General features: G+C 36.6%; 20 protein-coding genes. 18 read left to right on the top strand and 2 right to left on the bottom strand.

Annotation, left to right across the window (positions count from 1 at the left end; all coding sequences use genetic code 11):
- Position 1 precedes the first annotated feature (1 nt).
- The gene (locus tag NSA47_RS05605) at positions 2-1204 is read right to left on the bottom strand and encodes an ATP-binding protein (RefSeq protein ID WP_257529931.1); all 1203 of its coding nucleotides are present in this window, start codon (positions 1202-1204) and stop codon (positions 2-4) included.
- A gap of 357 nt (positions 1205-1561) precedes the next feature.
- Between NSA47_RS05605 and NSA47_RS05600 the strand changes: the two genes are divergently transcribed.
- From NSA47_RS05600 to NSA47_RS05520, 17 genes are all read left to right on the top strand, one after another.
- Positions 1562-2719: a response regulator transcription factor gene (locus NSA47_RS05600; protein WP_257529930.1), complete on the top strand. Its 1158-nt coding sequence runs from the start codon at positions 1562-1564 to the stop codon at positions 2717-2719.
- 9 nt (positions 2720-2728) lie between these two features.
- Positions 2729-3736 carry a sensor histidine kinase gene (locus NSA47_RS05595; RefSeq protein ID WP_257529929.1) on the top strand — a complete coding sequence of 336 codons (1008 nt, stop codon included), beginning with the start codon at positions 2729-2731 and terminating at the stop codon, positions 3734-3736.
- Positions 3737-3749: 13 nt separating this feature from the next.
- Positions 3750-5186 (top strand): ATP-binding cassette domain-containing protein, encoded by a 1437-nt coding sequence (locus NSA47_RS05590; protein WP_257529928.1) that lies wholly within the window; start codon positions 3750-3752, stop codon positions 5184-5186.
- A gap of 122 nt (positions 5187-5308) precedes the next feature.
- A complete protein-coding gene (locus NSA47_RS05585; protein ID WP_257529927.1) occupies positions 5309-6826 on the top strand; it encodes a sugar ABC transporter ATP-binding protein in 1518 nt (505 codons plus the stop codon).
- 23 nt (positions 6827-6849) lie between these two features.
- Entirely contained in the window at positions 6850-7869 is a 1020-nt protein-coding gene (locus NSA47_RS05580; protein ID WP_257529926.1) for an ABC transporter permease, read from the top strand.
- 107 nt (positions 7870-7976) lie between these two features.
- The gene (locus tag NSA47_RS05575; protein ID WP_257529925.1) at positions 7977-8933 is read left to right on the top strand and encodes an ABC transporter substrate-binding protein; all 957 of its coding nucleotides are present in this window, start codon (positions 7977-7979) and stop codon (positions 8931-8933) included.
- Between the two features lie 120 nt (positions 8934-9053).
- Positions 9054-9719 carry a D-sedoheptulose-7-phosphate isomerase gene (locus NSA47_RS05570; RefSeq protein ID WP_257529924.1) on the top strand — a complete coding sequence of 222 codons (666 nt, stop codon included), beginning with the start codon at positions 9054-9056 and terminating at the stop codon, positions 9717-9719.
- On the top strand, positions 9707-10657 hold the full coding sequence (locus NSA47_RS05565) for an ROK family protein (RefSeq protein WP_257529923.1): 951 nt from the start codon (positions 9707-9709) through the stop codon (positions 10655-10657). Before NSA47_RS05570 ends, NSA47_RS05565 begins: the two co-directional genes overlap by 13 nt.
- A 399-nt stretch (positions 10658-11056) precedes the next feature.
- Complete coding sequence (locus NSA47_RS05560) at positions 11057-11914, top strand: ROK family protein (RefSeq protein WP_257529922.1); 858 nt, start codon at positions 11057-11059, stop codon at positions 11912-11914.
- A gap of 364 nt (positions 11915-12278) precedes the next feature.
- Positions 12279-12983: a FadR/GntR family transcriptional regulator gene (locus tag NSA47_RS05555; RefSeq protein WP_257529921.1), complete on the top strand. Its 705-nt coding sequence runs from the start codon at positions 12279-12281 to the stop codon at positions 12981-12983.
- A gap of 205 nt (positions 12984-13188) precedes the next feature.
- Complete coding sequence (locus NSA47_RS05550) at positions 13189-16338, top strand: alpha-mannosidase (RefSeq protein WP_257529920.1); 3150 nt, start codon at positions 13189-13191, stop codon at positions 16336-16338.
- A gap of 26 nt (positions 16339-16364) precedes the next feature.
- The gene (locus NSA47_RS05545) at positions 16365-17384 is read left to right on the top strand and encodes a M42 family metallopeptidase (protein ID WP_257529919.1); all 1020 of its coding nucleotides are present in this window, start codon (positions 16365-16367) and stop codon (positions 17382-17384) included.
- A 115-nt stretch (positions 17385-17499) separates the two neighbouring features.
- Positions 17500-19161, top strand: a complete 1662-nt coding sequence (locus NSA47_RS05540) for a peptide ABC transporter substrate-binding protein (protein WP_257529918.1) — start codon at positions 17500-17502, stop codon at positions 19159-19161.
- A 75-nt stretch (positions 19162-19236) separates the two neighbouring features.
- Entirely contained in the window at positions 19237-20184 is a 948-nt protein-coding gene (locus NSA47_RS05535) for an ABC transporter permease (RefSeq protein WP_257529917.1), read from the top strand.
- Between the two features lie 14 nt (positions 20185-20198).
- Positions 20199-21143: an ABC transporter permease gene (locus NSA47_RS05530; RefSeq protein ID WP_257529916.1), complete on the top strand. Its 945-nt coding sequence runs from the start codon at positions 20199-20201 to the stop codon at positions 21141-21143.
- 18 nt (positions 21144-21161) lie between these two features.
- Positions 21162-22181, top strand: coding sequence for an ABC transporter ATP-binding protein (locus tag NSA47_RS05525; RefSeq protein WP_257529915.1), 1020 nt, complete (start codon positions 21162-21164; stop codon positions 22179-22181).
- Positions 22181-23137 (top strand): ABC transporter ATP-binding protein, encoded by a 957-nt coding sequence (locus NSA47_RS05520; protein ID WP_257529914.1) that lies wholly within the window; start codon positions 22181-22183, stop codon positions 23135-23137. Before NSA47_RS05525 ends, NSA47_RS05520 begins: the two co-directional genes overlap by 1 nt.
- A gap of 136 nt (positions 23138-23273) precedes the next feature.
- On the opposite strand, the gene NSA47_RS05515 is transcribed toward NSA47_RS05520, so the two are convergent.
- Complete coding sequence (locus tag NSA47_RS05515) at positions 23274-23615, bottom strand: hypothetical protein (protein WP_257529913.1); 342 nt, start codon at positions 23613-23615, stop codon at positions 23274-23276.
- A gap of 106 nt (positions 23616-23721) precedes the next feature.
- Here NSA47_RS05515 and NSA47_RS05510 point away from each other — a divergent pair, with 106 nt between their 5' ends.
- Positions 23722-26775: an alpha-mannosidase gene (locus NSA47_RS05510; RefSeq protein WP_257529912.1), complete on the top strand. Its 3054-nt coding sequence runs from the start codon at positions 23722-23724 to the stop codon at positions 26773-26775.
- Positions 26776-26970 lie beyond the last annotated feature (195 nt).

Below are 26970 nucleotides of genomic sequence, written 5' to 3'. Positions count from 1 at the left end.
GTTATTCAAGTAGAAAATCTATGATATTTTGTACTCTGATGCCGGAATAGTCATCAAATACTGGCTGGTCCATTGTTAAGATGACCTTTGGATAGTTATCCTTGATTGCTTGAAGAGGACGTAATTCTCTTTCACGGGTCCTTTCATCTAGGATGGTTGCAGAAACCTGAAAGTAAATTTTTTCGTTGGATTTTGTTGCCACAAAGTCAATTTCCAAAGAGCCGAGTTTACCGATTGTAACATCATAGCCACGTCTGATTAACTCGAGATACGTGATATTTTCTAGCATGTGGCCATAATCAGTATTTCTTAATCCGGTCATTTGATTGCGGATTCCCATATCCACAACATAATATTTCTCAAGAGTTTTTAAGAACATCTTGCCCTTAAGATCGTACCGATTTGCTTTATAAACGATGAATGCATTCTCCAGCATTTTCAGATAATTGTCTATTGTTTCGCTAGTGGTTTTTCTTCCACTGCTCGTCATATAGTCGCTGATCTTTTTTGTAGATACTATACTCCCAACATTTGCAGCGATAAATTTAAGGATGTTCTCTAATAAAGCAGAATCACGTATGTTGTTTCGTTCGATGACATCTTTCATCATAACCGTGTTATAGATACCTTCTAGAAAAGGACCAATAGTATTTGTATTGTCCAAGAGTTCAACGACTGTAGGAAGACCACCAAACTTGAGGTATTGGTTGAATTGATCGTGAAGATTTTTTTGACCATTGGATTCTGTAAAGTCAAGATACTCCTTGAAAGATAAAGGCAGCATTTTTATCTCTACGTATCGACCAGAAAGCAAGGTGGAGAGCTCAGAAGATAATAAGTAAGCATTTGATCCTGTAATGTAGATATCTACGTTGGCATCTACCAGAAAAGAGTTCACTGTTTTCTCCCAAGATGGAATCATCTGAACTTCATCTAAAAGTAGGTAGTGTTTTTGCTTGTCATCAAGTAACCGCTCTTTGATGTAGCTATGCATTTGCCTATAATCGGAAATGTGGTCAAACTCAAAAGACTCAAAGTTTATACGAATAATGTTCTCTTTTGCTATTCCAGTATCTATTAAATGGTTTGCAAATAGGGTCAGTAATGTTGATTTTCCACAACGTCTGATTCCAGTAATAACTTTTATTAAGGGCTTATCTTTATATTGGATAAGCTGTGAAAGATACAAATCTCGCTTTTTCATGGTATCACCCCGTAATAAAAGTATACCCGAAAAAGAAAATAATATCAAATAGTTTTAAGGATATAACCGTAAAAATAAGAACTTTAAAACTAAGATAGTATGTGACCTGAATAATTACAATTTTATTAAGTAAGATGAAGAATTTCAATGATTAATTTATCATTGATTATTAGAGTCAGTAAATCTAAGTTTATATGAGTAATAGCTAAAAATGAAAACAAGATAAATTCTTGCTATTTTTAGGCATAATGCTGGAAAGATGTTCATCATTTATATGGTTATGGTATAGTATATTTAAGAGAAAATTTAAGTTAAAGGGGTATCCCTATTCAGCACACAACTTAAGGAGTGAAGCATATGATTAGGGTAATCATAGCAGACGATGAAAATAGAATATGCAAACTTATCATGAAACTTATCCAGTGGGATGAAATAGGGATGATCATCGTAGGAACGGCGAGTAACGGTGTAGAAGCCCTTGAACTTATTGAAAAAGAAAAACCGGATATTGCCATTACCGATATCCGAATGCCTGGCTATGATGGGCTGCAAATGATAGAAAAAGCTAAGGCCATCAATAAAGATTTAGAATTTATTATCATCAGCGGCTACGGACAATTTGAATACGCCAAGAAAGCCATAGAATATGGGGTAAAGGATTATCTTTTAAAACCCATTAACCAAGAAGAGCTCCTTCAAGCCTTACACAAGGTAAAGGAAGATATCACAAAGAAAAGAGGGCAGGTTGCTCTAAAAGAACAATATGAATCCTCCCTTAATCTTAGGGGCAAGAACGTCAGAACATCTTTTTTAAATAACGCTATAGAGTCTAATGGCAAGGATTCTACAGTCAACAGTTTAGAAGAGATCTGCTTTGATTTTTCAAAGAAGTTTATCCATAGGGTGGAAAGATTAGATAAAGAGGGCATTAAAAAAGAAATTCTTCATCTTCAAGGGGAAATAAGCCAAAGTGATATAGAGAGAGAAGAATGCAGAAGTCTTATGCATGAAATAGCAAGGATATATTATCTGACCATGAAAAGCAACAAGATAGAAGCAGGAGATACTCCAGAAGAATCTAAAATATTAGAAGAAGCAATAGACAATAGCCAATCTATAGAGGATCTGTTTCATGTGCTTATAGACCATATAGATACTTCCTTGACCTTATTATTGGATAAGGATAGAGCAGGAAATCTTAGACAAATCAATCAAGCGAAGAAATATATAGAAGAGAATTATATGAAGAATATCACCCTGGAGGATTTAGGAACCCATATAGGATTTAATCCCAGCTACTTTAGCAGCCTTTTTAAAAAAGAAACAGGCACTTCCTTTATTGAATATCTTTCCCAGATCAGAATGGAAAAAGCTAAGGAATTATTGAGAGAGTCTGATTTAAGAATACAAGATATCTGTCTCATGGTTGGCTATAATGATGTAAAGTATTTTTCCAAGTCCTTTATGAAATATACAGGTCTCAAACCCAATGAATACAGAAAAATATTTGCTTAGGAGAACGAGATGAAGGAAAGAAAGAGTCTTTATTTATTTGATAGAATTTTTATTGTTCTGATAATGATGGCGGTCATAGCCATTACGGTTTTCATATATTTAATATTCAACTCTGTGAGCAAGGGCTCTTATATTTTCTTGTCCATATATACCCTCCTGATGGTGGGCGTTTTCCAAATCTTCTATAAATGGATATATAGATCCTATAAAGAAAGCAATAAGGTATTAACCCTCTTTCATCAAGGATATATTCTAAAGGGAATTTTTGATCTTAGGGTCCCCTTTAATCGGGAAACCCATCTTGCCTTTCAAAAGTTCAAAGAAATTATTGATACCAAGGAACTCATTGAAGGATCAAAAAAACATGCGGAATATTTAGCTCTTCAAAATCAAATTAACCCACACTTTCTCTATAATACCCTGGAGGGCATAAGAAGTGAAGCCTTAATCGAAGGGGTAGATAGTATCGCCAACATGACAGAAGCCCTGGCCACTTTTTTTCGGTATACCATATCCAATGTAGATAAGCTGGTAACCTTAGAAGCGGAAATCAATAATGTGGAGAACTATTATAAAATACAAGAATTTCGATTTGGTGACAAACTAGAATTGAATGTAGAATTTCAAGTGGAGGATTATCAGGATATTACACAGGCTAAAATTCCAAAGCTTACCCTACAACCTATCTTTGAAAATGCTATTTTCCATGGGGTAGAGCGGAAGATGGGGAAGGGAATTTTAACATTAAAAGTTGTTGCAACCCATCAAAGGCTTATTATTATGATATCTGATAATGGGGTAGGGATTGAAGAGGAAAGAGTAAGAGAGCTAAATCAAAAGCTCCGGGGAGCGTCCCTAGAATATATGAAAGAAGATAGAAAGAAGGGCGGAATAGCTTTACTCAATGTCAATAATCGTATTAAACTTATTTTTGGGGATGAATATGGCATCTATGTCTATAGCAAAATAGGAGCAGGTACAGATGTTGAAATAACCATTCCCTTCATAAGGGATTAGATGGGGATAGATCATGAAAAAAGAACGATTAAGAATTGAGAATGTTATTAGAGAAGTAGAGGGGATTAGGTATCTTGATAATATCAATTTTCATGTATTTACAGGGGAAATCATGGGGTTACTCCCCCTGAATAATCATGGAAAAAGTCAGTTGATAGAGTTAATATCCCAAAACATATCCATAGACTTTGGTAGGATCTATTTTGATGAAAAGCTAGTCAACTACTATGAACATAGCAATATGTCCAACAATAAGGTTTATTTCATTAACAAACAGACCAAGCTTATAGAAGATCTTAAAGTCATAGACAATATTTATGTTCTAAACCATAGATTTCATGGTTATTTTATCAATGAAAAAAAACTAAAAGCAAAAACCGATGCATTGCTAAGGCATCTTAATATTCATATACAAACCAAACAGTTTATTTCTGAATTAACTCTCTTTGAAAAGACTGTGATTGAGTTGATTAAAGCAGTGACCAATGGTGCACAGCTTATTATACTGGATGAATTATCAAATTTTTTGAGCATAGAAGAACTTGTGGATTTCCAAAAACTGATGATATACTATGCCCAAAAAGGAATATCCTTCCTATACATGGCCAATCATCATGAGGAAGCCTTTAAAATATGTGACCGAGTATGTATTTTTGAGAACGGCAGAATACTCAAAGTAATTGATAAAAAAGACTTTTCTGATGAAGCCTTAGACCCCTATATTATACCCTTTGATCATAGTGCTGGACTAAATGAACCCAATGAGAATATGGGAAATTTTGAATTTAAAAACTTTTCTACAGAAAACCTGAAGGATATTAGTTTTTCAGTTAGAAGGGGAGAGTGTATAACCCTTCTAGATATCAACAATAAAGGTATCCAAGATATTGCTGAAATCCTTAGTGGAAGAATTGAGCCTTTAGGAGGCAATATCCTTTTAGACTATGAGGATATTGATGGGAGAACTCCCCTTAGTTTATTGTCCAAGGGCATTATTTTTATTCCAGAAAATCCTGTCCAGAAGACATTGTTTTATGAGATGTCCTATTTAGAAAATTTGACTTTCCTCATAGATCGGAAGCTAAATAAAAGCATCATCAATAAAAAAATACTTAAAAATATACAACAGGAATATAGGAACATCATCGGAAAGGAGATAGAGGCAAAGGATCTTAACAGTTTAAACAAAAAGGCTCTATATAATTTGGTCTATTTTCGGATTCAATTATTTAATCCCAAAGTGGTTTTTATTATGCAGCCCTTTTCTAATGCAGACATGTATTTAAGAGGGAGAATTATAGAGTTGATTAATCAACTCAAGAAAAAAGGTATGGCTGTTATCATATTGGCCGTCAGTATATCGGATACTCTAACGGTTTCTGATCGGTTTTTTGTTATAGAGGATGGTAAACTGCTAAAAGATCCTAGCAAAAAGCACCTAGAAAGGTAAGAAAAGAAACATCCAATAAATGTCCCCCTAATTCAAAAGATTCTCTACCATGTTATTCTTTAAGTTATGTTATTCTTTATGTAAAGGATTCCAATAAGAGAAACTTGAATTAGGGGGTTTTTATGAAAAATTATATTGTTGAATTAGAAAACGTTTGCAAAACTTTTCCAGGAGTAAAGGCTCTTGATCATGTTTCTTTAAAATTAAAATCAGGAGAGGTTCTTGCACTGCTAGGAGAAAATGGGGCAGGGAAATCTACTTTGATGAAAATATTATCTGGTGTATATACCAAAGATGCAGGAACAATGAAAATATTCGGTAAAACCATTGAGGATATGGATCCCGTTAAGGCTCAAGAAATAGGCGTAGCCATTATTCATCAGGAGCTAAACATGTGTGACCATCTTACGGTTGCCCAAAATATTTTCTTGGGAAGAGAGATGACAAAGAAAGGTCTCCTATCCGATAAAGAAATGAATCATGAGGCCAGTAAAGTATTGAGCAGATTAAATATCCATATTGATCCTGAAACCGTGGTTGGAGATTTATCAGTATCCAAACAACAAATGGTGGAAATTGCAAAGGCACTATCTACCAACGCAAAAATACTCATCATGGATGAGCCTACCTCAGCTTTAACCTCTAAGGAAATTGATGAGCTATTTACCATTATTAAAAGATTAAGAGATGAAGGTCACGGCATTATCTATATCTCCCATAGATTGGAAGAACTAGAGCATATTGTAGATCGGGTCATGGTTTTACGAGATGGACAATATATCACTTCCATGGATTATAAAGAGACTACGCTGAGGGAGATTATCTCCTACATGGTAGGACGGGAAATCACTGAGAAATTCCCTAGGATAGAGAAAGAGGTAGGGAAAAAGATTTTGGAAGTAAAAAACTTAAATGCAGGAAACCTGGTAAGAGATATTCATTTTTCTCTTTATGAAGGAGAGATCGTAGGAATAGCTGGGTTAATGGGGGCAGGTAGAACCGAAACTACTCGAGCAATATTTGGAGCTGACCCAAAGGAAACTGGGGAAATCTTCATTGATGGAGTAGAGGTTGAAATCAATAAACCCATAGATGCCATAAAAGCAGGTATTGTACTGGCCCCTGAAAATAGAAAAAAAGATGGATTATGTACAAAATTAAGCATAAGAGAGAATATTGCCCTCCCTAATCTTGATATATTGGCTTCTAAATTTGGCATTGTCAATAGGAAAAAGGAAGCAGAAATAACCACCCAATCGGTGAAAAATCTGGACATAAGACTAGCCAATACAGATTCAAATGCCGAGAGTTTGTCAGGAGGAAATCAACAAAAGGTTGTTGTAGGCAAATGGCTAGCTAGAAATTCTAGAGTGGTTATCTTTGATGAGCCTACAAGGGGTATTGATGTGGCTTCAAAGGTTGAAATCTACAATCTTATGAACCAATTAAAAGATCAAGGGATAGGTGTGCTCTTCGTTTCCTCCGAAATGCCAGAGATCCTTGGCATCAGCGACAGAATATTGGTCATGGCCGATGGTAGAATTACCAAAGAATTTGATATTAAAGAGGCTACCCAGAATGACATTCTAGAGTATGCTACTAAGTTTGATAAAAAGATTGAAGCCCAAAAAGAAGCCTAAGTAAGGATAGAGGAGATGATAGCATGGAAGATAGAAAAATATCGAGTAAATTGATGAAGCTCTTTTCCAAAAGAGGAATGGGGCAAGTAATTACTGTAACTGCTGGACTTGTTGTTCTTATTATTGTATTTGGAATATTAAACCCGAACTTTTTTTCCAATCGGAATGTTTCTAATCTACTAAGACAAATTGCCCCCATTATATTAATTGGTATAGGGCAGTCCTACGTATTGATTACTGGAAATATAGATTTGTCCATAGGGTCTGTTGTGGGAATGAGCTGTATGATTTCAGCCACCCTCATGACAAAGGGAATAAACCCATGGCTGGCGGTATTGATTACCTATATCGCTTCCCTTGCCATAGGCTTGCTCAACGGGAAGCTCATATCCAAGGCAAAATTACCAGCTTTTATTGCTACCTTGGGTACCATGACCATAGCCAGGGGGATTGCTCAGATTGTTAACAATAACTACAATACAGATTCTATAGGATCAGCAGCTGAGGGATTTAGAAATTTCTTTTATTATGGAAAAACCTTTGGATTATACAACACCATATGGATAAGCTTAGCCATTTGGTTAGTCTTTAACTTTATCCTTAGTAGAACCAGGACGGGAAGGCATATCTATGCAGTGGGTAGTAATATCCATGCCGCCCATCTTTCAGGAGTAAACGTATCCAGCACCGTGACCAAAACCTATCTAGTAAGTGCAGTGTGTTCAGCCACTGTAGGACTAATTATCACAGCCACTAGCGGAATGGGTACCATGGATGCCGGTACCACCTATGAGCTCTATGCAGTAGCCGCTTCTGTTATTGGGGGGGTAAGTACCCTAGGTGGCCAAGGGATACTTTTAGGAACAATTGTAGGGGCATCTATTTGGGGTGTATTACAAAATGGTCTTCAATTTGCTGGGGCTCCTGTGGCCATCAGAAACATAGTAATAGGCATTATCGTTATTATCTCTGTATTATTAGATATTGTAGTCAGAGCCAATAAAAACAATAAAGCAAAGACAAAGGTAAAGGTCAAGGCCTAAAGAAACCTTAAAATCTTAAACCAAGATTCCTTACCCATTTATTGAGGATTATCAAATTACGTTATTAAAGCGAAAGCTTTAAAATAAATAAAAATAGGGGGATTGTTATGAAGAAGAAACTTTTTGCAATGGCATTAATTTTAGCATTAATCTTTGCAGCAGTAGGATGTTCAAATGGTACTGGTGCAAATAGTGATGGTAATGAAGGTAGTGAAGGAAATAAAGGAGATAAATATCAAGTTTATCTTATCACTATGGACCAAATGGACCAACACTGGGTTACTGTTGATGAAGGAGCTAAAAAAGCAGCCGATGAGTTGGGTAATGTAGATTATAAATGGCTTGCACCAGATGTGAAAGATGATGCTAAGCAAATTGAAAGCATTAATAATGCTATTGCTGGTGGAGCCCAGGCTATACTTCTTGCAGCTAATGGACCCGATGCAGTTACAGCAGCTCTTAAAGAAGCTGAAAATGAAGGAATCAAGATTGTCTATGTTGACTCCCCTGCTGATTTTCCAGCAGCTCAAACCTTAGCTACAGATAACGAAGCAGCGGGTAAAACTGCAGGAGAAGAAATGCTTAAAGCTTTGGAAGACAAGGGTATTACCTCTGGTAAAATTGGAGTTGTAAGTGTAAATGCTTCAACAGATTCAACCGTACAAAGAGAAAAAGGATTTAGATCTGCCTTTGAAGGAACAGATTTTGAAGTGCTTGAAACCCAATATGGGGATGGAGATGCAGCTAAATCAAAAGATATCGCAGCGAACTATATCACTGAAGGTGTAGTAGGAATCTTTGGAGGAAATGAAGGTTCTACCGTAGGAACAGGAAACGCTATTAAAGAAGCTGGCGGAGAAGTAATCGGCGTTGGATTTGATAAATCAGACACGATCCTACAATTGATTGAAGAAGGATATCTATTGGCGACAATGGCCCAAAATCCAGATGTTATGGGTTATGAAGGAATGAAGACTGCAGTTAGCGTACTTGAAGGCAATTCAGTGGATAAAGACTATGTGGATACAGGAGTTTCTGTAATCAATAAAGACGCATTAAAATAAAGGAATAAACACACAAAGAGGTTACCTTCGTAACCTCTTTGTTATCATATAGGAAAGTTGGTCTTGCTAGGAGGGGACCAAACTTTCCTACATTTTAATCATAGATAAGGGGGATGAGCTTTGAAAAAATACACAGAAGATATTCTTAAAGAATTTACAAAAAATTATCCTATGATGAATGATCTTCAAGAAGACCTAGAAAAATTAATCAAAGAAGTAGTCAACCGGATAAAGCTTGGAGGGAAAATACTTATTTGCGGAAATGGAGGAAGTGCCGCAGATAGTGAACATATTGTAGGAGAACTTGTAAAGGAATTTTATATCAAAAGGCCTATAGAAGAAAAATTCAAACAAAAGCTTCAAGACTTGGTGCCAGAACAAGATGCAAAGCATATTACAGAAAGTCTTCAAGGGGGAATCCCTGCCATATCCTTGGTAGCTCAAATAGGTTTTTTGACAGCCTATGGCAATGATGTAAGCTTTGATATGGCTTATGCACAACAGGTTTATGTCTACGGACAGAAAAATGATGTCTTTATAGGACTCTCCACCTCTGGGAATGCAGAAAATGTATGTAATGCCGCGAAGATAGCAAAAGCCAAAGGTCTTTTGGTCATATCTCTTACGGGAGAAACAGGAGGTAAGCTTAAAGAGTTTAGTGATATTTTATTAAATGCTCCTGCTCAAGAGACTTTTATGGTGCAAGAATATCATCTTCCTTTGTACCATCTTATCTGTAGAAGCTTGGAATATGAAATCTTTGGTGAAGATATATGTTCGTACTAGGATTTGATATCGGAGGAACAAAATCAGCCGTGATCTTAGCCGAGGAGACAGAGGGGAATATTCTTTTCCTAGATCGAGTAGAAATTCCAACCACAAGGGACTGGAGAAAGATTATTGATAAATTAATCTTAGCAGGTACCACCATGTTAAAGCATTTTAACTTAGACACTGAAATATATACAATAGGGATTTCCTGCGGAGGCCCCTTAGATGGGGAAAGAGGGATAATCAAATCTCCTCCTAATCTTCCAGGTTGGGATAATGTTCCCATTGTAGATTATATTGAGGAAAAACTAGGGGTAAGGGCAAAGCTTCAAAATGATGCCGATGCTTGTGCTTTGGCAGAATGGAGATATGGAGCAGGAAAGGGATACAAGGATGTCATTTTTCTTACCTTTGGAACCGGTCTAGGGGCAGGGCTTATCCTCAATGGGAAATTATACACCGGCGCCAGTAATATGGCTGGTGAAGTAGGTCATATACGCTTGGAAGAAGAGGGCCCAATGGGCTATGGCAAGTCTGGCAGTTTTGAAGGATTTTGTAGTGGTGGGGGCATTACCCAAATAGCACAGCAAAAAGCCTATGAGCTTAAAGCTCAGGGAATAAGAGCCTCCTTTGTCAAAACAAGCATTCAGGATATTACCACAAAGGATGTAGCCCAGGCAGCCGAACAAGGGAACAAAGACGCCTTAGAGGTGTTTAGAATATCTGGACAATATTTTGGAAGGGGATTATCTATACTTATCGATATTTTAAATCCTGAAGTCATCATAGCAGGCAGTGTTTATGCTAGAGCAGGAAAGTTTTTAAATGAGGCTATGTATAGAGAGATTGAAAAGGAAGCCTTAGAGTATTCTAGAAAGATAGTGAAGATCCTTCCCGCCGAGCTAAGAGAAAAGATTGGGGATTATGGTGCAGTAGTGACGGCATTGGTATAAAAGACTTGTCTGTAGAAGGGGAAAGGTAGGAAGGAGCATTTTTAAGATCTTGAGCCTAGATAGACATTTCCTTCTATATTGATAAAAATTCATAGAAACTTTTTATAATATTTGGTAGAATAGGCATAAGGTAATCGGACAAAAGCAGGGTGTGGCTACCACTTCTCTCCTATTTAGATAGGAATAAGGAACAAAAAAAGTAATCACCCTGCACTGCCATGCAGAGTGATTAAAATTAAATAACCACTTTGTGTCAACCGCACTGTGCGGTGCCGATTACCTTTTTATTATTATATCATAGTTAAAGGGGAAATAAACAAAATTTTAAAAAAGCTTTTATGACAGAAAAGATACTATTAAAATTTATCATTTATAGGAATAATCGATTGGAGGGATTTTATGTTAGGTGCTATCGAAGCTGGCGGAACAAAATTTGTCTGTGCAGTAAGTGATGAGGATTTAAATATTATAGAAAGAGTTTCCTTTCCCACGACCACTCCAGAGGAAACCCTAGAAAAAGTCTTTCACTTCTTTGATACCTATGAGGATTTAAAAGCCATAGGCATAGGCTCCTTTGGGCCTATTGATATCAATAAGCATTCAAAAAAATACGGTTATGTCACTTCCACCCCTAAACTTGCCTGGAAGAATTTTGATTTTCTTGGGGAGATGAAGAAACACTATCCTCTTCCTATGGGATGGACCACCGATGTCAACGCCGCCTGCTTGGGAGAATATGAAGTAGGCAGTGCCGCCAATAATGATAGTTGTATTTATCTCACCGTAGGCACCGGAATAGGTGGAGGAGCTATCATGAATGGAAGATTTGTGGAAGGATTTGGACATCCCGAAATGGGACATATTTTGGTTAAACCCCATCAAAAAGATGATTTTGAAGGCTGGTGTCCTTATCATAGAAATTGTCTTGAAGGACTTGCCGCCGGACCGTCTGTGGAGAAAAGATATGGCATAAAAGCCCAAGAAATAGATGCTGATCATGAAATCTGGCAAATTCTTGCCTACTATTTGGCCCAGGCCTTGGTAGACTATACCCTCATTCTAAGACCAGAAAAAATTATCTTAGGCGGTGGGGTGATGAGCCAAATCCAAATGCTTGATTTAGTAAAGAAGGAGTTTACGACTTTATTGGCTAATTATGTAGAAATACCAGATATCCATTCATATATCGTAAGACCTTCCTTAGGAAATAATGCGGGAATTATGGGAGGATTACTATTGGCACGGAAAAGTTTATAGAGATATTGAAGAGAAGAGAAGAAGTTCTTTGGGATTTCTCTCTTTTTGGTTTTATCTATTAAAGGATAGTACACTCCCTATGGTCAAATAACCAAGCTTTCAAGCGGATTGAACATCTACATTCATTGGAAAGTTTAGAGTATCTACTGCAAAAGCAATCTCTTAGTATTTTTTATTAAGAATTCAACTTTTTCCCTATAGATAAACAGCAGCACAAAAAATATTGAAATTTGTCTTAAAATATTTGCAAGTCAAACCCCTAAATATTATATAAATATATTGATTTTACAGTAGAATCATGTATAATGAAAATAGCTGTCTGATAGCCGATAGCCATGGGATAATATTGATAAGTGAGGTATATATGAACGTGATAAAAAGGGTACCACTACAATCAGAAATTATTGAATATATTAAACAATATATCGAAAAGAACAATTTAAGGAATGGAGATAAACTTCCCTCTCAGGTAGATCTCATCAAGATTTTGGGTGTCAGCAGATCCTCAATTAGAGAGGCGATTAAAACCTTGGAAGCTAAAAATGTTCTAGAGGTTGTTAATGGTAGGGGTGTCTTTGTAAAGGATGGATCTTTAAATGCCATATCTGCTGAAATAGAATTTGGGAGAGAAAAAGAATCACTACTAGAGCTTTTAGAGGTGAGAAGGGTTCTAGAAAAAGAAATCATACACCTAGTCATCCAAAATGCAACTGAAGAAGAACTGGATGAAATTGAAAAAATTTTGAAAGTGATTATGGATAAATACCACAGAGGTGAAAGACAAAATATTGAGGATAAACAGTTTCATATAGCTATACATAATAGTTGTCATAATCGAATAATGAAACAGTTAATAAATTCCATAGATGAACTTCTAAACAAGTTGTGGGAATTCCCTTTAGGGATGAAGGATCCTTTTACAGATACGATGCCACTACATGAAGAGCTCTTTAAAAACATAAGAGAAAGAAATGTTAAAAAAGCACAAGCAATTAATGATAAAATCATTGGGATGATATACAAGGACGTTAAATCAGCCAATCAGAAAGTTTATAAAACCAATGAGTAACTCATCCAGCTAAAGCTGAATATGGAGATTTCAGGTGGGGACCCTACCCCACCTAAAGAAAAAGCATCTGAAATCCCAATCTGTAGAGGGAGGGGCCTTAAAAATCAATAAAGCTTGTATTTATAATGCAACCTATATGATAGCTGATAGCATCTAGCTTGTTTTAACGTATTGAATTTAACGGGAAAGGTCGTGGCAATAGTCTATGGTATTTGGAATTGAAAGAGTTGAAAGAATAGTAAAGGATTTAGAAAAAGCAATTTATCCAGATTTTGAGCCCATTCTTAAATATAGGGTTTGTGAAGGGAAATTTCCAGGGGGAGAAGATAAAGAGTTAGAGGATGAAAATTGGAGTGAATATATAACTGGCAGCCTGTGGGGGGGATATGATAAGCACCAATGGTTCCGGGCAAGGGTGAAAATACCTGAAAGATTTGAAGGCAAGACCATAGTATTTAGAATAACTACAGGTCGTGAAGGCCTTTGGGATGCAACAAACCCACAATTTCTGTTTTATGTTGATGGAAAACTTGTGCAAGGTTTAGATGTAAACCATCGTGAAGTCTTGATCAGTGAATGTGCCAAGGCCCATAAAGAATATTCCATAGCCTTTTTAGGATATAGCGGACTTGAGAATAGTAAACATGCAATAGTGACTGAAATAAGCCTATTGGATAAAAAGATTGAAGAGATTTACTATAATTTAAATGTTCCGTTGTCGGTAGTGAAATTGTTAGAAGATAATGATGAGAACAAGATTCGAATTTTGACTAAGCTTGAAAAAGCTATTGATAGGCTTGATCTGAGGAAGATTTATTCCCATGAATTTTATCAATCTATTGAGGTTGCAAACGATTATCTGAAAAAAGAGTTTTATTCTGACATTAATTACGAGGGTCCTGTCGTAACGGCAATAGGCCATACCCATTTAGATATTGCTTGGTTATGGACAATTAGTCAAACAAAAGAAAAAACCATCAGAAGTTTTTCTACGGTTTTAAATCTCATGAAGCAATATCCAGAATATAAATTTATGTCCAGCCAGCCCCAGTTATATGAGTACATAAAAGAAAATGAACCAGAACTTTATAAAGAAATTAAAAATAAGGTGAAGGAAAAAGTTTGGGAAATAGATGGAGCAATGTGGATAGAGCCAGATTGCAATATACCCTCTGGAGAATCCCTTATACGACAAATTATATGGGGACATCAATTTTTTATGGATGAGTTCGGAATAGAGAGCAAATCCCTTTGGCTTCCCGATGTCTTTGGATATAGTGCTGCACTTCCCCAAATCCTTAGGAAAAGTGGCATTAAATATTTTATGACCACAAAACTTGATTGGAATCAATTTAATGTCATACCCAATGACACTTTCATGTGGCGTGGAATAGATGGAAGTGAAGTTTTTACTCATTTGGTTACAACCAGTGATTATAAGAAACAAGGTGAAGCGGTGACCTTTAGTGAGTCCAATAATAAGACCACCTATACAGGCATAATTAATGCCAATCAAGTCATGGGAACTTGGAAACGATATCAAAATAAGGATATATCAGAAGAAACCTTAATGCTCTTTGGTTATGGAGACGGAGGCGGAGGACCTACAAAGGAAATGCTTGAAAATGCCAGAAGGTTGAAATACGGAATTCCAGGATGCCCAAGGGTACAAATCGGTTTTGAAACCGATTATTTTGATAGATTATACGCAAAGGTCATGGAAAAAGAAGATATTCCCACTTGGGTTGGTGAACTATATCTGGAATATCATAGGGGGACCTATACTTCTATGGCAAAAAATAAAAGATACAATAGGAAAAGTGAATTTTTATACCAGGATGCAGAAATGCTTGCAACCTTAAACATGCTCTCAGGGGGAGTGTATCCAGAAAAAGAAATGAAAAAAGGTTGGAAAACAATTCTTGTCAATCAGTTTCATGATATTATACCAGGTTCCTCTATAAAGCAGGTTTATGATGAATCCCATCAACAATACCAAGAAGCTATGGAGGGGGGACAGGAGTTGGTGAAGGACTCTTTGAAGCAAATCACTTCAAAGATTGATTTAAAAGAAAAATCTATTGTCGTATTTAATACTTTATCCCACGACAGAGATGATATTGTAGAAGTCACTATACCCAAGGGAATGAAGGTACAAGGCCTAAAGGAAGTAGAGGGAAAAAATATTGAAATACAAGAAATAGATCATGGGAAGAAGTTCATCTTTTATGCAGAAAAGGTTCCCTCCAAAGGTTATAAGACCTATAGCATAGTCGACCAAAATGTAAAAACTCCTAGGGAGGAGACAAACCTAGATAAGGAGTTTGAAAATCAGTATTTCAAGGTGAGCTTTGATGAAAAATATAACATCACCTCATTATATGATAAAAAAAATGAAAGAGAAGTTATTAAAGAAAACAAGAGGGCTAATGTTTTACAGGCCTTTGAAGACAGGCCAATGAATTGGGAAAACTGGGATATCGATATCTATTATAAGAAGAAAATGTGGGAAGTAAATGATGTAAAGCAGGTAGAGGTAATTGAAAAGGGCCCAATAAGATATTGCATCAAGATTGAACGAAACTTTTGTGACTCCACTTTAGCACAATATATCTATTTCTATAGAGATATCCCCCGCATAGATTTCAAAAACTGTGTAGATTGGAAGGAAAAAAATATCCTTCTGAAAGTAGCCTTTCCAATTGATGTGAACTCAAGTAAGGCAACCTATGAAATACAATATGGAAATATAGAAAGACCAACACATAACAATACAAGCTGGGAGGTCGCTCAATTTGAAACATGTGGACATAAATGGGCGGACTTATCTGAAGGAGCATATGGTGTAAGCCTATTAAATGATTGCAAATACGGCTACGACATAAAGGATGGGATGATGAGGCTGACATTAATAAAAGCAGGAACCTATCCAAATCCTGAGGCAGATCTGGGGATCCATGAGTTTACCTATTCCATCTATCCCCACAAAAATACTTGGAAGGAAGCAAAGACCCAAGAAATGGCTTATAACCTGAATGTACCTATGCATACCGTAGTGGAAGAAGAGCATGAAGGAATATTGCCAAGCCAAATGTCCTTATTAAAAATCAATAAACCCAATTGTATTGCAGAAGTGGTGAAGAAAGCTGAAACAGGGGATGGAGTAATCGTAAGATTTTATGAATATAAGAACATGAAAGAAAAGATCCAAGTAAGCTTCAATAACGAAATAAAAGTTGCTTACGAATGTGATTTATTGGAGAATACAATAGGTACGGCGAAAAGTCATAACAATAAAATGGACTTTCAGATCAATCCATATGAAATTAAAACATTTCGAATTCACTTTAAATAAGGTTATCAAAAGAGGAGGTAGAATTTATGTTGCTAAAAGAATTAACTCAAGCATTTGGGGTCAGTGGCTTTGAGAAAGAGATAGCCAATATCATTATAGAAAATATAAAGGCTTGTGTGGATGAACTTAAAATAGATGCTATAGGCAATGTCATCGCCTTAAAAAGAGGTATTGGAGAGGAAAAGAAAAAGATAATGGTGTCAAGCCATATGGATGAAATAGGCTTTGGCGTATTAGGAGTAACCGACAAAGGCTTTGTAAAGGTCAAGAAAGTTGGAGGAATATCTCCACAGGTTTCCTTTATGAATAGGGTGCAATTTAAAAATGGCACCTGTGGCACAATAAGTTCTTTTGAGAAGATGGATAAAGTAGGAGCCACAGATATTCATAAGCTTTATGTTGATATCTGTGCTGTTTCAAAAGAAGATGCATTAAAGTATGTTTCCATAGGGGAGCCCGCATCCTATATGGGAGAATATAAAGAGCTTCATAATCATTGTGTAACCGCAAAGGCTATAGACGATAGAATAGGTTGCTACATATTAATAGAGGCCTTAAAAAAGGTTAAAGATCCCTATCATGATATTTATTTTGTGTTTTCCGTCCAAGAGGAAGTAGGACTAATTGGGGCTACGGTAGCAGCAGAAAGAATAAATCCTGATTTAGGGATAGCCGTTGATATAACTGGATCCTTTGATGTGCCAACAGATACCGATGGAAATGCAGTCATTGGTGGTGGAGCAGCCATTAAAGTAATGGATAGCTCAGTAATATGTGATGAAGAACTGGTGAAAACCATGGTTCAATGTGCTGAAAAAAATAATATTAAATATCAATTAGATGCTCTTGCAGGAGGCGGAACAGACGCTGGAGCTATAAATAAATCCAACTGCGGGGTCAAAGCTTTAGGGATATCTATCCCTACAAGATATGGTCATAGCCCCAATGGCATCGTCAGTATGGAAGATGTAAATGCTTGTGTAGATTTATTATGGAAGTTTTCTGAAAGCACATTTCAGTTTACCACTGAAAAGCAATATGTATAATTTGTTAAATATTTTAATACACCACTTTATACATCAGGATTATCCGTATCTGTATGGGCTTTAAAGGGGATGTATTGATATTTAAATATACCAAAATTAAAGGGGGTACATTTCTATGAGAAAAAAGAAACACTTGGCAATTACACTGGCAACAGCTTTAGTGCTAGCTACTATCCTGACAGGATGTGGAGGAGGTAAGGACACCGAAACAAATTCTTCGGGAGGCAATACTCCACAAGTAATTAATGTAGCAACAACCCAGGATCCAGCATCCCTTGATACATCAAAATTAGCCGATTCTGCATCCAACACAGTAGCCCAAGAAACCCAAGAAGGCTTAGTAAGATTGGAAGATAAAAAGTTAGTAGCAGCGGGCGCAGAAAAATGGGAAAACTCTGAAGATGGCCTTACATGGACCTTTCATTTAAGAGATTATTCTTGGTCAGATGGACAAAAGGTTACCGCCGATGATTATGTGTATGCGGTTAGGAGGCTTTTCGAACCTGAAGTAGCCTGCCCAAATGCAGGGATCTTTTATATGATAAAGGGTGGAGAAGCATATAATACAAACAAAGGGAAAGCCGAAGATATAGGAGTGAAAGCTATAGATGAGAAGACTTTAGAATTTACTTTAAATGAGCCAACACCCTATTTTCTTCAACTAATGAATTTTGTTAATCTTCTACCCCTGAGACAAGATATGGTGGAAAAGGCTGGGGATGCTTATGGCACAGATCCTCAACAAGTAGTCTATTCAGGTCCCTTTGTTATCGATCAATGGGTGAAAGGTTCAAAGATTGTTTTAAAGAAAAATGAAAACTATTGGGATGCTGAATCGGTAAAGCTGGATACCGCAAATATCCATTTAGTACCTGAGGAAGCAACACGACAACAAATGTTTGATGGCCAGAGCTTAGATTTAATACAAAATGTTAAACAAGAGTATTCAGATATGCTAGAGGATAGAATTGATAAAGGTGAAGTAACCTCTATAAAAGGATATTATCCAAGTGTAGGCTATATAGCCTTTAACAATAATGATCCAAATAAAATTTTTACCAATGAAAAAGTAAGATTAGCCTTCTCATTAGCATTGGATAGAGATGGATATGTAAAGAATGTTACCAAAAAGGATCAGGCTGCCTATGCATTTGTTCCCTATGGTTTGAACAATGGAGATGAAGTATTTCGAGAAGCAGTTGAAGAGCCCTTAAAGGCACTAAAGAACCAAGATCCTAAAGAATTATTAAAGCAAGGATTACAAGAACTAGGATTAGACCCTGATAAGCAAATTGAGGTAACCTTCCTTCAAAGAAATGCTGATGCAGATACAAGAGTAATCGGTGAATTCTATCAAAGTCAATGGGAAGAAAATCTCAATGTTAAAGTGAATATTGACACGGCCAGTGATGGTGCAACCTTCAATACTATGATCATGAAGGGAACTTATCAAGTAGCTCAAACTGGATGGGGAGCGGATTATAACGATCCTATGACCTTTATGGGCTTATTTATCACAGGAGATGGAAATAACTCAGCCTTTTTCTCCGACAGTCAGTATGATGAGTTGGTAAAAAAAGCTAGCACTGAATTAGACATGGGTAAGAGGCTTGAGATGTTTAAAGAAGCAGAAAAAATCTTAATTGCGGATAAAGCAGGGATCGCTCCTTTAACCTTCAATGTTGCAAGTAATTATTTACAAAGTTATGTAAAAGGCCTTAGTATTGAAGCCGGTGGACCAGCATATGAATTAAAACATGTTTATATAGAAAAGTAATCATTCATTTGTAAGGAATACTGCGGCTGGGGCATACCCGCTGCAGTATTACTTTCATAAAAAGGAGGTTTTGGTATGACCCAGTATATTTTAAAAAGAATAGGATATTTAATTCTTACGATGTGGGTAATTGTCACAGCAACTTTTTTTCTTATGAATACCTTACCTGGGGATCCAATACAGACTGGTACAAAGCTACTACCACCGGCGGTAGAGGAAAATTTAAAAGAAAAATGGGGCTTAAATAAGCCAGTAGTAGAAAGATATTTTATTTACTTAAAAAACGTAGCCCAAGGGAATCTTGGAGAATCCATGAAGAGCCCAGGCCTTACGGCCAATCAGATTATCAAAGAAAAATTTCCTGCATCAGCTAGATTAGGATTGCAGGCCATAGGCTTTGGTGTTATCGTTGGGTTGATCTTTGGAACGATAGCTGCCTTTCGAAGAAATACATGGATAGATTATTCCGTTATATTTATTGCCCTGGTGGGGGTATCTGTCCCAAGCTTTGTTTTAGCTGCTCTACTTCAAAAATCCTTAGGGGGAAAGTTTTTTCCTATAATAGGATGGCCCTCTGTAAATGTATGGACATCAGGGTTTAAATATACCATCCTACCTACTTTGGCAGCTTCCTTTGGAAGTGTTGCAACCTATTCCAGATTTATGAGAACCTCTGTTTTAGATGTACTAAACAATGATTATATCCAAACTGCAAAAGCCAAAGGTCTATCCAAATGGGCAATTATAAAAAAACATATATTGAGAAATAGTATAACACCGATCATTACAATGATTGCTCCTCAAATAGCAGGCATTGTTACCGGCTCTTTTGTTATTGAAAGAATCTTTGGGATTCCAGGACTAGGGATGTATTATGTAGAGAGTATAAATGGAAGAGATTTCACGATGATTATGGCAACCACAATTTTTTTCTCATTCTTCTTTGTAATTTCAATCGTATTTATGGATATCCTTTATGGGGTTGTGGATCCAAGGGTTAGAATAACTGGAGAAAAAAGATAGGAGGTGGGAATACAATGGAAGCAGAATTTGAAAAAGAAATTCAAGAAGAAATTCAAGAAGAATTGTTTGAGGTAATTGGTTATGATAAGGAAGTTTCTGATGCCATTGCTAGACCCAGTATTACATACTGGCAAGATGCATGGCGGAGACTGAAAAAAAATAAAGTGGCAATGCTGTCCATGCTCCTATTAATCCTTATAGGACTGGCATGTGCTTTCATCCCTGTATTTTCAAAAATGAACTTCAAAGAACAAGCCATTGAGCTTGCGAATCAGGGACCAAGTATGGCCCATTGGTTCGGAATGGATGAGCTTGGAAGAGATATTTTTGTGAGAATATGGGTTGGTGGAAGAGTTTCCATGTTGATCGGCCTTATCGGGGCCTTCGTATCCTTAATTGTTGGGGCTACCTATGGTGGCATAAGTGGATACTTTGGTGGAATCGTTGATGACATCATGATGCGTATTGTGGAAGTGATTGTTGGCATACCCTATATGATCATTGTAATCCTGGTGTCTATATCCTTGGGCAAAGGTCTTACTTCTTTGATTATTGCATTATGCATAACAAGCTGGACAGGTCTAGCTAGATTGGTGAGAGGTCAGGTGCTTCAGCTAAAGGAAAGTGAATATGTACTTGCAGCACAGATGCTAGGGTCTACACCAATAAAGATTGTATTTAAGCATCTCCTACCCAATACATTAAGTGTAATTATTGTTAATTTAACCTTTCAGGTACCAGGATTTATATTCTCAGAAGCATTCTTGAGCTTCATAGGATTAGGAGTTCAGCCACCCTATACAAGTTGGGGGGCCATGGCTTCCTTAGGTCAACAGCAGATGACTTATTATCCCCATGAGCTATTTTTCCCAGCGGTGGCCATAAGTGTGACGATGTTGGCATTTAACCTTCTTGGGGATGGTCTTCGCGATGCTTTAGATCCTAAACTTCGCCAATAAGAAAAGGAGGGGTACAGCATGATAAAACTACTTGAAGTAAAAAACTTAAAAGTCTCATTTAATACTTATGCCGGTGAAGTTCAAGCCGTAAGAGGAGTTTCCTTTTATTTAAATAAAGGGGATTCACTTGCTATTGTTGGTGAATCAGGGTGCGGAAAGACGGTAACTTCAAAAACCATAATTGGACTTATAGATACCCCGCCAGGAGAGATAAAAGAGGATAGTGAAATACTATTTAATGGCGAGGATGTATTAAAGTTTAGCCAAAAAGAATGGCAACATTATAGAGGAAGAGATGTAAGCATGATCTTTCAAGATCCAATGACTTCATTAAATCCGACGATGAAGATTGGCAATCAAATTGCTGAAAGCCTAATGATTCATAGAGGCATGGCTAAAGCTGAAGCACTACAGGAAGCAATAAAAATGCTTGAAGTCGTTAATATACCCAATGCTACAGAAAGGATCAGACAATACCCTCATCAGTTCTCAGGAGGAATGCGCCAAAGAGTTATGATCGCCATATCCCTTGCATGTAATCCACAATTGCTTATTGCAGATGAGCCAACAACGGCATTAGACGTAACCATACAAGCACAGATTATGGATTTATTAAAAGAATTGCAAAGCAAATTGGGAACAGCAATCATTATGATTACCCATGATCTTGGGGTAGTGGCAGGAATGGCCAAAAGAATTGCTGTAATGTATGCAGGGAAAATTATTGAGACCGGACTTGTGGATGAATTATTCGAAGATCCCAAACATCCTTATACAGTGTCTTTACTCAATGCAGTTCCTAAATTAGAGCTAAAGAACAAGGAAAAGCTAGTTTCAATTCAAGGGACACCACCAGATTTACTTGCTCCACCCAAGGGATGTAGTTTTGCCAGTAGATGCAAGTATTGTATGAAGATATGTAAGATTAAGTATCCCGAGGCTAGTTGGATAAGTGATACCCATGAGGTCACTTGCTGGCTTCAGCATCCTTCATCTCCTAAAATAAACTTAGCTGAAGATATAAGGAGGGATTTATAATGGAAGCTGAAACTTTAGTTGAAGTGAAAAACTTGAAAAAGTACTTTCATATGGATAAGGATAAAATACTTAAAGCTGTTGATGATGTATCCTTTAGCATTCAAAAGGGGGAAACCTTAGGGCTAGTTGGGGAGTCAGGATGTGGGAAAACTACCTGTGGAAGAACCATATTGGGCATGTATCAAGCCACGGGGGGTGAAGTGCTCTTTTCCGGTGAAAATATTTATAAAATGAATAAGATAGAGAAGAAAGAGTTCAAAAAAAATGCACAGATAATCTTTCAAGATCCATATGCATCCTTGAATCCACGAATGACTGTAGGGGATATTATCTCTGAAGGAATAGACAATTTTAAAATGTATAATGAAAGGGATAAACAAAATAGGATATATGAGTTATTGAGGCTAGTGGGGCTCAATGAAGAACATGCCAGTAGATTTCCCCATGAATTTTCTGGTGGACAAAGACAAAGGATAGGAATCGCAAGATCCTTAGCGATTGATCCAAAATTTATCGTTTGTGATGAGCCCATATCTGCTTTAGATGTGTCCATCCAAGCACAAATTATAAATTTACTGCTGGAATTGCAAGATGAATTCGGATTAACTTATTTATTCATTGCCCATGATTTGTCTATGGTCAAACATATCTCTGATCGAGTTGGGGTAATGTATTTAGGTTGTATGGTAGAACTTGCAAAGAGTGATGAACTTTATAAAAATCCACAACATCCCTATACCCAAGCCCTTCTTTCGGCTATTCCTATACCTAATCCAAGTTATGAAAGATCTAAAAAGAGAATTAATTTAGAAGGGGAAGTGCCAAGTCCTATAAATCCTAAGCCAGGCTGTAGATTTAGGTCAAGATGTAAATATAGAAAACCCATATGTAGTGAAAAAACCCCATTACTTAAAGAGATGAATGAGGGTCACTATGTAGCCTGTCATTTATATTAGGAAAAGAGTAAACAAAACCGACGAATCCCATCATGAAATAGGGTTCTTTATAGTAAATACAACTTAGTATCAGTAAAATATCATCTAGCAGCTTAGAGAGTATGGGCATCACTCCTTAAGCTGTTTTTAAGCTGTCCTAATAGCCAATACAAATCTGGACAATCATTCCATAGAAGCAGATAAATAAAGAGACAAACATGATGACAAGTCCAAGATTTAAAACCGAAAACATTTTGTTCCACGCATCCTGATAGGTAAGAGGTCTTGTGGCATTTTTTTGTATAAAAAACCCTGCACTGATCAAAAAGCCAAAGCAACCTATGTAATATAGAGCATTTTTAATAAAACCAAATAAGGATATGTCCTTGCCTTGATAAAAAATAAAATAAATGAGTGTAAAAAATACAGCTATACCTGAGGAAATAAAAAGAGCAAGCTTAGCACACTTGAAAATATCCTTTAGTATTTTAAATGTCATGATCAAATCCCCCTTTTGCTAAAGTGTACATAGTCTATTATAGGATAAAGTTTTTGGTTTTGAAATAGCTAGTGTAAATTCTAAGAAATAAAAAAAGGAGAGAAAAATGCCATATTTTATTAGTTCATATAAGAAAAGCATTGATGTATTTAAAGCAAAGGTAGAAGAAAGTATTTATCATAAGATTGCACCACTAAATATCCATGCATGGGTCACAGAAGAGCCAGTTGATTTTAAAGAAAAGACTATGGGTAAATATATTTCTCTAAATGTAGGAGAGAGTTGGGGCAAACTTTGGGATTGTGCATGGTTTAATTTTACCGGAACTGTACCTAAAGCGGCTGCCCATAAAAAAGTGGTATTATTAATAGATATTAGCGGGGAGATCTGCATATTTGATGAGGATGGTTGCCCTAACCAGGGGTTAACAAATGTTAGCTCTGAATTTGATTTAACCCTTGGCAAGCCTGGGAAGAGGGTAGTGAATTTTCTAGAGAAAGCTTGTGGTGGAGAAAACATTGATCTATGGGCAGATGGGGGCTGTAACGATCTTTTTGGAAATTACAAAGATAGTGGAAAAATCAAAGAAGCACATATTGCCCTTTTAAAGGATGAAATGCGTAAATTATATTATGATATAGAGGTGCTTCAAGAGCTAATGGAGCAACTTCCCGAAGACTCTTCAAGGCATCAAAGTATTTTATTTACGCTTTTTCATGCTTTTAAGGTTATGAAAAACTATGATAAAGAAGAGGCTAAAAAAGCAAGAGAGATTCTTTCGGCAGAGCTTAATAAAAACTGTGGGGATGAATCTTTAAGTATAAGCGCAATAGGTCATGCTCACATTGATTTAGCATGGCTTTGGCCTATAAGAGAAACCATAAGAAAGGGTGCTCGTACATTTTCAACTGTCTTATCAAATATGGACAGATATCCTGAATATATATTTGGAGCAAGTCAGCCCCAACTTTATGCATGGATAAAAGAGCGATATCCTAAGCTATATCGTAAAATAAAAGTGCGTATAGCAGAAGGACGATGGGAAGCCCAAGGAGGAATGTGGGTTGAGCCAGATACCAATATTTCAGGGGGAGAGGCTTTAATTCGACAAGTCCTTTATGGAAAGATGTTTTTTAAAAAAGAATTTGATAAAGAGATGAAGACTTTATGGCTGCCAGATGTCTTTGGATATACCGCTTCCCTTCCACAGATTCTAAAGAAGTCGGGCTTAGATTATTTTATGACAATAAAATTGTCTTGGAATGAATATAATCAATTTCCTCACCATACTTTTATGTGGGAAGGAATAGATGGAAGTAAAGTACTGGTACATATGCCTCCCGAGGGAACTTATAATAGTTCTGCTTCCCCAAAGGCCATAAAAGAAGCAGAAAGAAATTTTAAAGACAAGGGAGTTTCCCAAGAGTGTTTAATGCTCTTTGGAATAGGAGATGGAGGTGGAGGTCCAGGAGAAGAACATCTCGAAAGACTAGAACGGGAAAAACACTTAAATGGTTTGGTACCCGTTAAGCAAGAGCCTTCACTGGAATTTTTTAAGAGAATTGAAAAAAACATGGCCAACTATAAAACCTGGAGCGGGGAATTATATTTAGAAAAACATCAGGGAACTTATACTACCCAGGCTAAAAATAAATGCTTCAACAGAAAAATGGAATTTGCCCTTAGAGAACTGGAATATGTGTCTGTATTAGCCCAAATAGAAGGGTTAAGATCATATCCCCAAGCAGAGATAGAGACTATCTGGAAGGAAGTACTATTATATCAATTTCATGATATCCTGCCAGGTTCATCTATAAAAAGGGTATATGATGAATCGTTGGAGAGGTATGAATATCTCTTGAAACATACCGAAAAATTAATAGAGGATACCTACAGAGCTTTACTGGAAGATTGCTATTGTACCAACCAAGTTACTCCAGATTTCTTACTAGCAAGTAAAATAACTCCAAAAACTAAAGCTGCTGGCATAATAAATTCCCTGTCATGGGATAGAGAAGAATGGCTAATGATTAATGGAGAGTGGGCTAAAGTGAAAGTGCCAGCTATGAATCACAGGGTCATTCAATCCAGTACATTGGAAAGCACTTCCTTTGGTGTTACCGCAGAGGATCACTGTATTGAAAACAATTTATTAAAAGTAAGTTTTAATGAAGATGGTTCGTTAAAATCGGTATTTGACAAAGAATTTCAAAGAGAAGCTTTAGATACAAATTTCAAGGCAAATGTACTTACCCCCTATGAAGAAACTTACGGAAACGCTTGGGACTTTTCCCCCACCTGCCATGATATCCCTCAGGATAAGTTTAAGCTTGAGTATTCTGAAAGTATGGTCCGTGGGCCTAAGGCTATTGTTAAACAGATTTATACCTATCATTTATCCACTATTGAGCAGGAAATTATACTAACTGAGGGGAGTAGAAGAATAGATTTTAAAACCAAGGTGGATTGGAAAGAGAGCAATAGGATGCTCAGAACCTCTTTTCCAGTGAATGTTTTTACCCATGAAGTAAGCTGCGATATCCAATTCGGCAGCATCAAACGCCCTACCCATGATAATACCAGTTGGGATATGGCAAAATATGAAATTTGTGCCCATAAATATGTAGATTTATCCCAGGCAGATTATGGGGTTGCACTATTAAATGATTGCAAATATGGGCATAGAGTTAAAGGAAATACCATAAATTTAAATCTTCTAAGAAGTACGGATACCCCAGGGGCTGAAGCAGATAAGGGAACCCATGAGTTTATTTACTCACTATATCCCCATGGTGGAGATTGCATAGAAGGTCAAGTTATTCAAGCCTCCTATGAACTAAATTTGCCCCTAAGGGTTGTTGAATTTACTGGAGAGTTTTACTTTGATAGGAAAAAAGAAGCCTTGGTAAGGGTGGATAATGAAAGCATAATGATTGAAACCATAAAAAAGGCAGAACATAGCGACGATATCATTATAAGGCTATATGAATGTAATGGAGGCACTGAAAGAGTAAAACTAAACTTTGATCATAGAGTCAAAGATGTACAGCTTGTCAATCTAATGGAAGAACCTACCGATAGGAGTTTATTCAGTAGAGGGAATAATGAATTAGAATTTAAACCCTTTGAAATCATTACATTAAAAATAAACTGTAGTTAATACAATAGATGTTAACCATCATTTCTCCAAATAGGATGGGATCATCTCAAAATGGTAAATTGGAGAGTAGGATGAGCATAGAAAAATTTACAGAGGATATTTAGGAAAAGAGAGGAGGCCCAATTGGGCTTCCTCTCTTTTTTAGGGTATAAGAATCACAATATATTCCATCCACCTAATAATAAGATCTTTTCC

The organism is Irregularibacter muris (assembly GCF_024622505.1).
Taxonomy (GTDB): Bacteria; Bacillota; Clostridia; order Eubacteriales; family Garciellaceae; genus Irregularibacter; species Irregularibacter muris.
Note: the sequence above shows the minus strand (reverse complement) of the source record. Positions and strands in the feature narration are given on the sequence as shown.

Excerpts from the sequence above, each read along its gene's own strand:
- NSA47_RS05585 (WP_257529927.1), top strand. The coding sequence starts at position 5,309 with ATGAAAAATTATATTGTTGAATTAGAAAACGTTTGCAAAACTTTTCCA.
- NSA47_RS05595 (WP_257529929.1), top strand. The coding sequence starts at position 2,729 with ATGAAGGAAAGAAAGAGTCTTTATTTATTTGATAGAATTTTTATTGTT.
- NSA47_RS05575 (WP_257529925.1), top strand. The coding sequence starts at position 7,977 with ATGAAGAAGAAACTTTTTGCAATGGCATTAATTTTAGCATTAATCTTT.
- NSA47_RS05565 (WP_257529923.1), top strand. The coding sequence starts at position 9,707 with ATGTTCGTACTAGGATTTGATATCGGAGGAACAAAATCAGCCGTGATC.
- NSA47_RS05510 (WP_257529912.1), top strand. The coding sequence starts at position 23,722 with ATGCCATATTTTATTAGTTCATATAAGAAAAGCATTGATGTATTTAAA.
- NSA47_RS05515 (WP_257529913.1), bottom strand. The coding sequence starts at position 23,615 with ATGACATTTAAAATACTAAAGGATATTTTCAAGTGTGCTAAGCTTGCT.
- NSA47_RS05550 (WP_257529920.1), top strand. The coding sequence starts at position 13,189 with ATGGTATTTGGAATTGAAAGAGTTGAAAGAATAGTAAAGGATTTAGAA.
- NSA47_RS05555 (WP_257529921.1), top strand. The coding sequence starts at position 12,279 with ATGAACGTGATAAAAAGGGTACCACTACAATCAGAAATTATTGAATAT.
- NSA47_RS05580 (WP_257529926.1), top strand. The coding sequence starts at position 6,850 with ATGGAAGATAGAAAAATATCGAGTAAATTGATGAAGCTCTTTTCCAAA.
- NSA47_RS05535 (WP_257529917.1), top strand. The coding sequence starts at position 19,237 with ATGACCCAGTATATTTTAAAAAGAATAGGATATTTAATTCTTACGATG.
- NSA47_RS05530 (WP_257529916.1), top strand. The coding sequence starts at position 20,199 with ATGGAAGCAGAATTTGAAAAAGAAATTCAAGAAGAAATTCAAGAAGAA.
- NSA47_RS05600 (WP_257529930.1), top strand. The coding sequence starts at position 1,562 with ATGATTAGGGTAATCATAGCAGACGATGAAAATAGAATATGCAAACTT.
- NSA47_RS05525 (WP_257529915.1), top strand. The coding sequence starts at position 21,162 with ATGATAAAACTACTTGAAGTAAAAAACTTAAAAGTCTCATTTAATACT.
- NSA47_RS05540 (WP_257529918.1), top strand. The coding sequence starts at position 17,500 with ATGAGAAAAAAGAAACACTTGGCAATTACACTGGCAACAGCTTTAGTG.
- NSA47_RS05545 (WP_257529919.1), top strand. The coding sequence starts at position 16,365 with ATGTTGCTAAAAGAATTAACTCAAGCATTTGGGGTCAGTGGCTTTGAG.
- NSA47_RS05520 (WP_257529914.1), top strand. The coding sequence starts at position 22,181 with ATGGAAGCTGAAACTTTAGTTGAAGTGAAAAACTTGAAAAAGTACTTT.
- NSA47_RS05560 (WP_257529922.1), top strand. The coding sequence starts at position 11,057 with ATGTTAGGTGCTATCGAAGCTGGCGGAACAAAATTTGTCTGTGCAGTA.
- NSA47_RS05605 (WP_257529931.1), bottom strand. The coding sequence starts at position 1,204 with ATGAAAAAGCGAGATTTGTATCTTTCACAGCTTATCCAATATAAAGAT.
- NSA47_RS05590 (WP_257529928.1), top strand. The coding sequence starts at position 3,750 with ATGAAAAAAGAACGATTAAGAATTGAGAATGTTATTAGAGAAGTAGAG.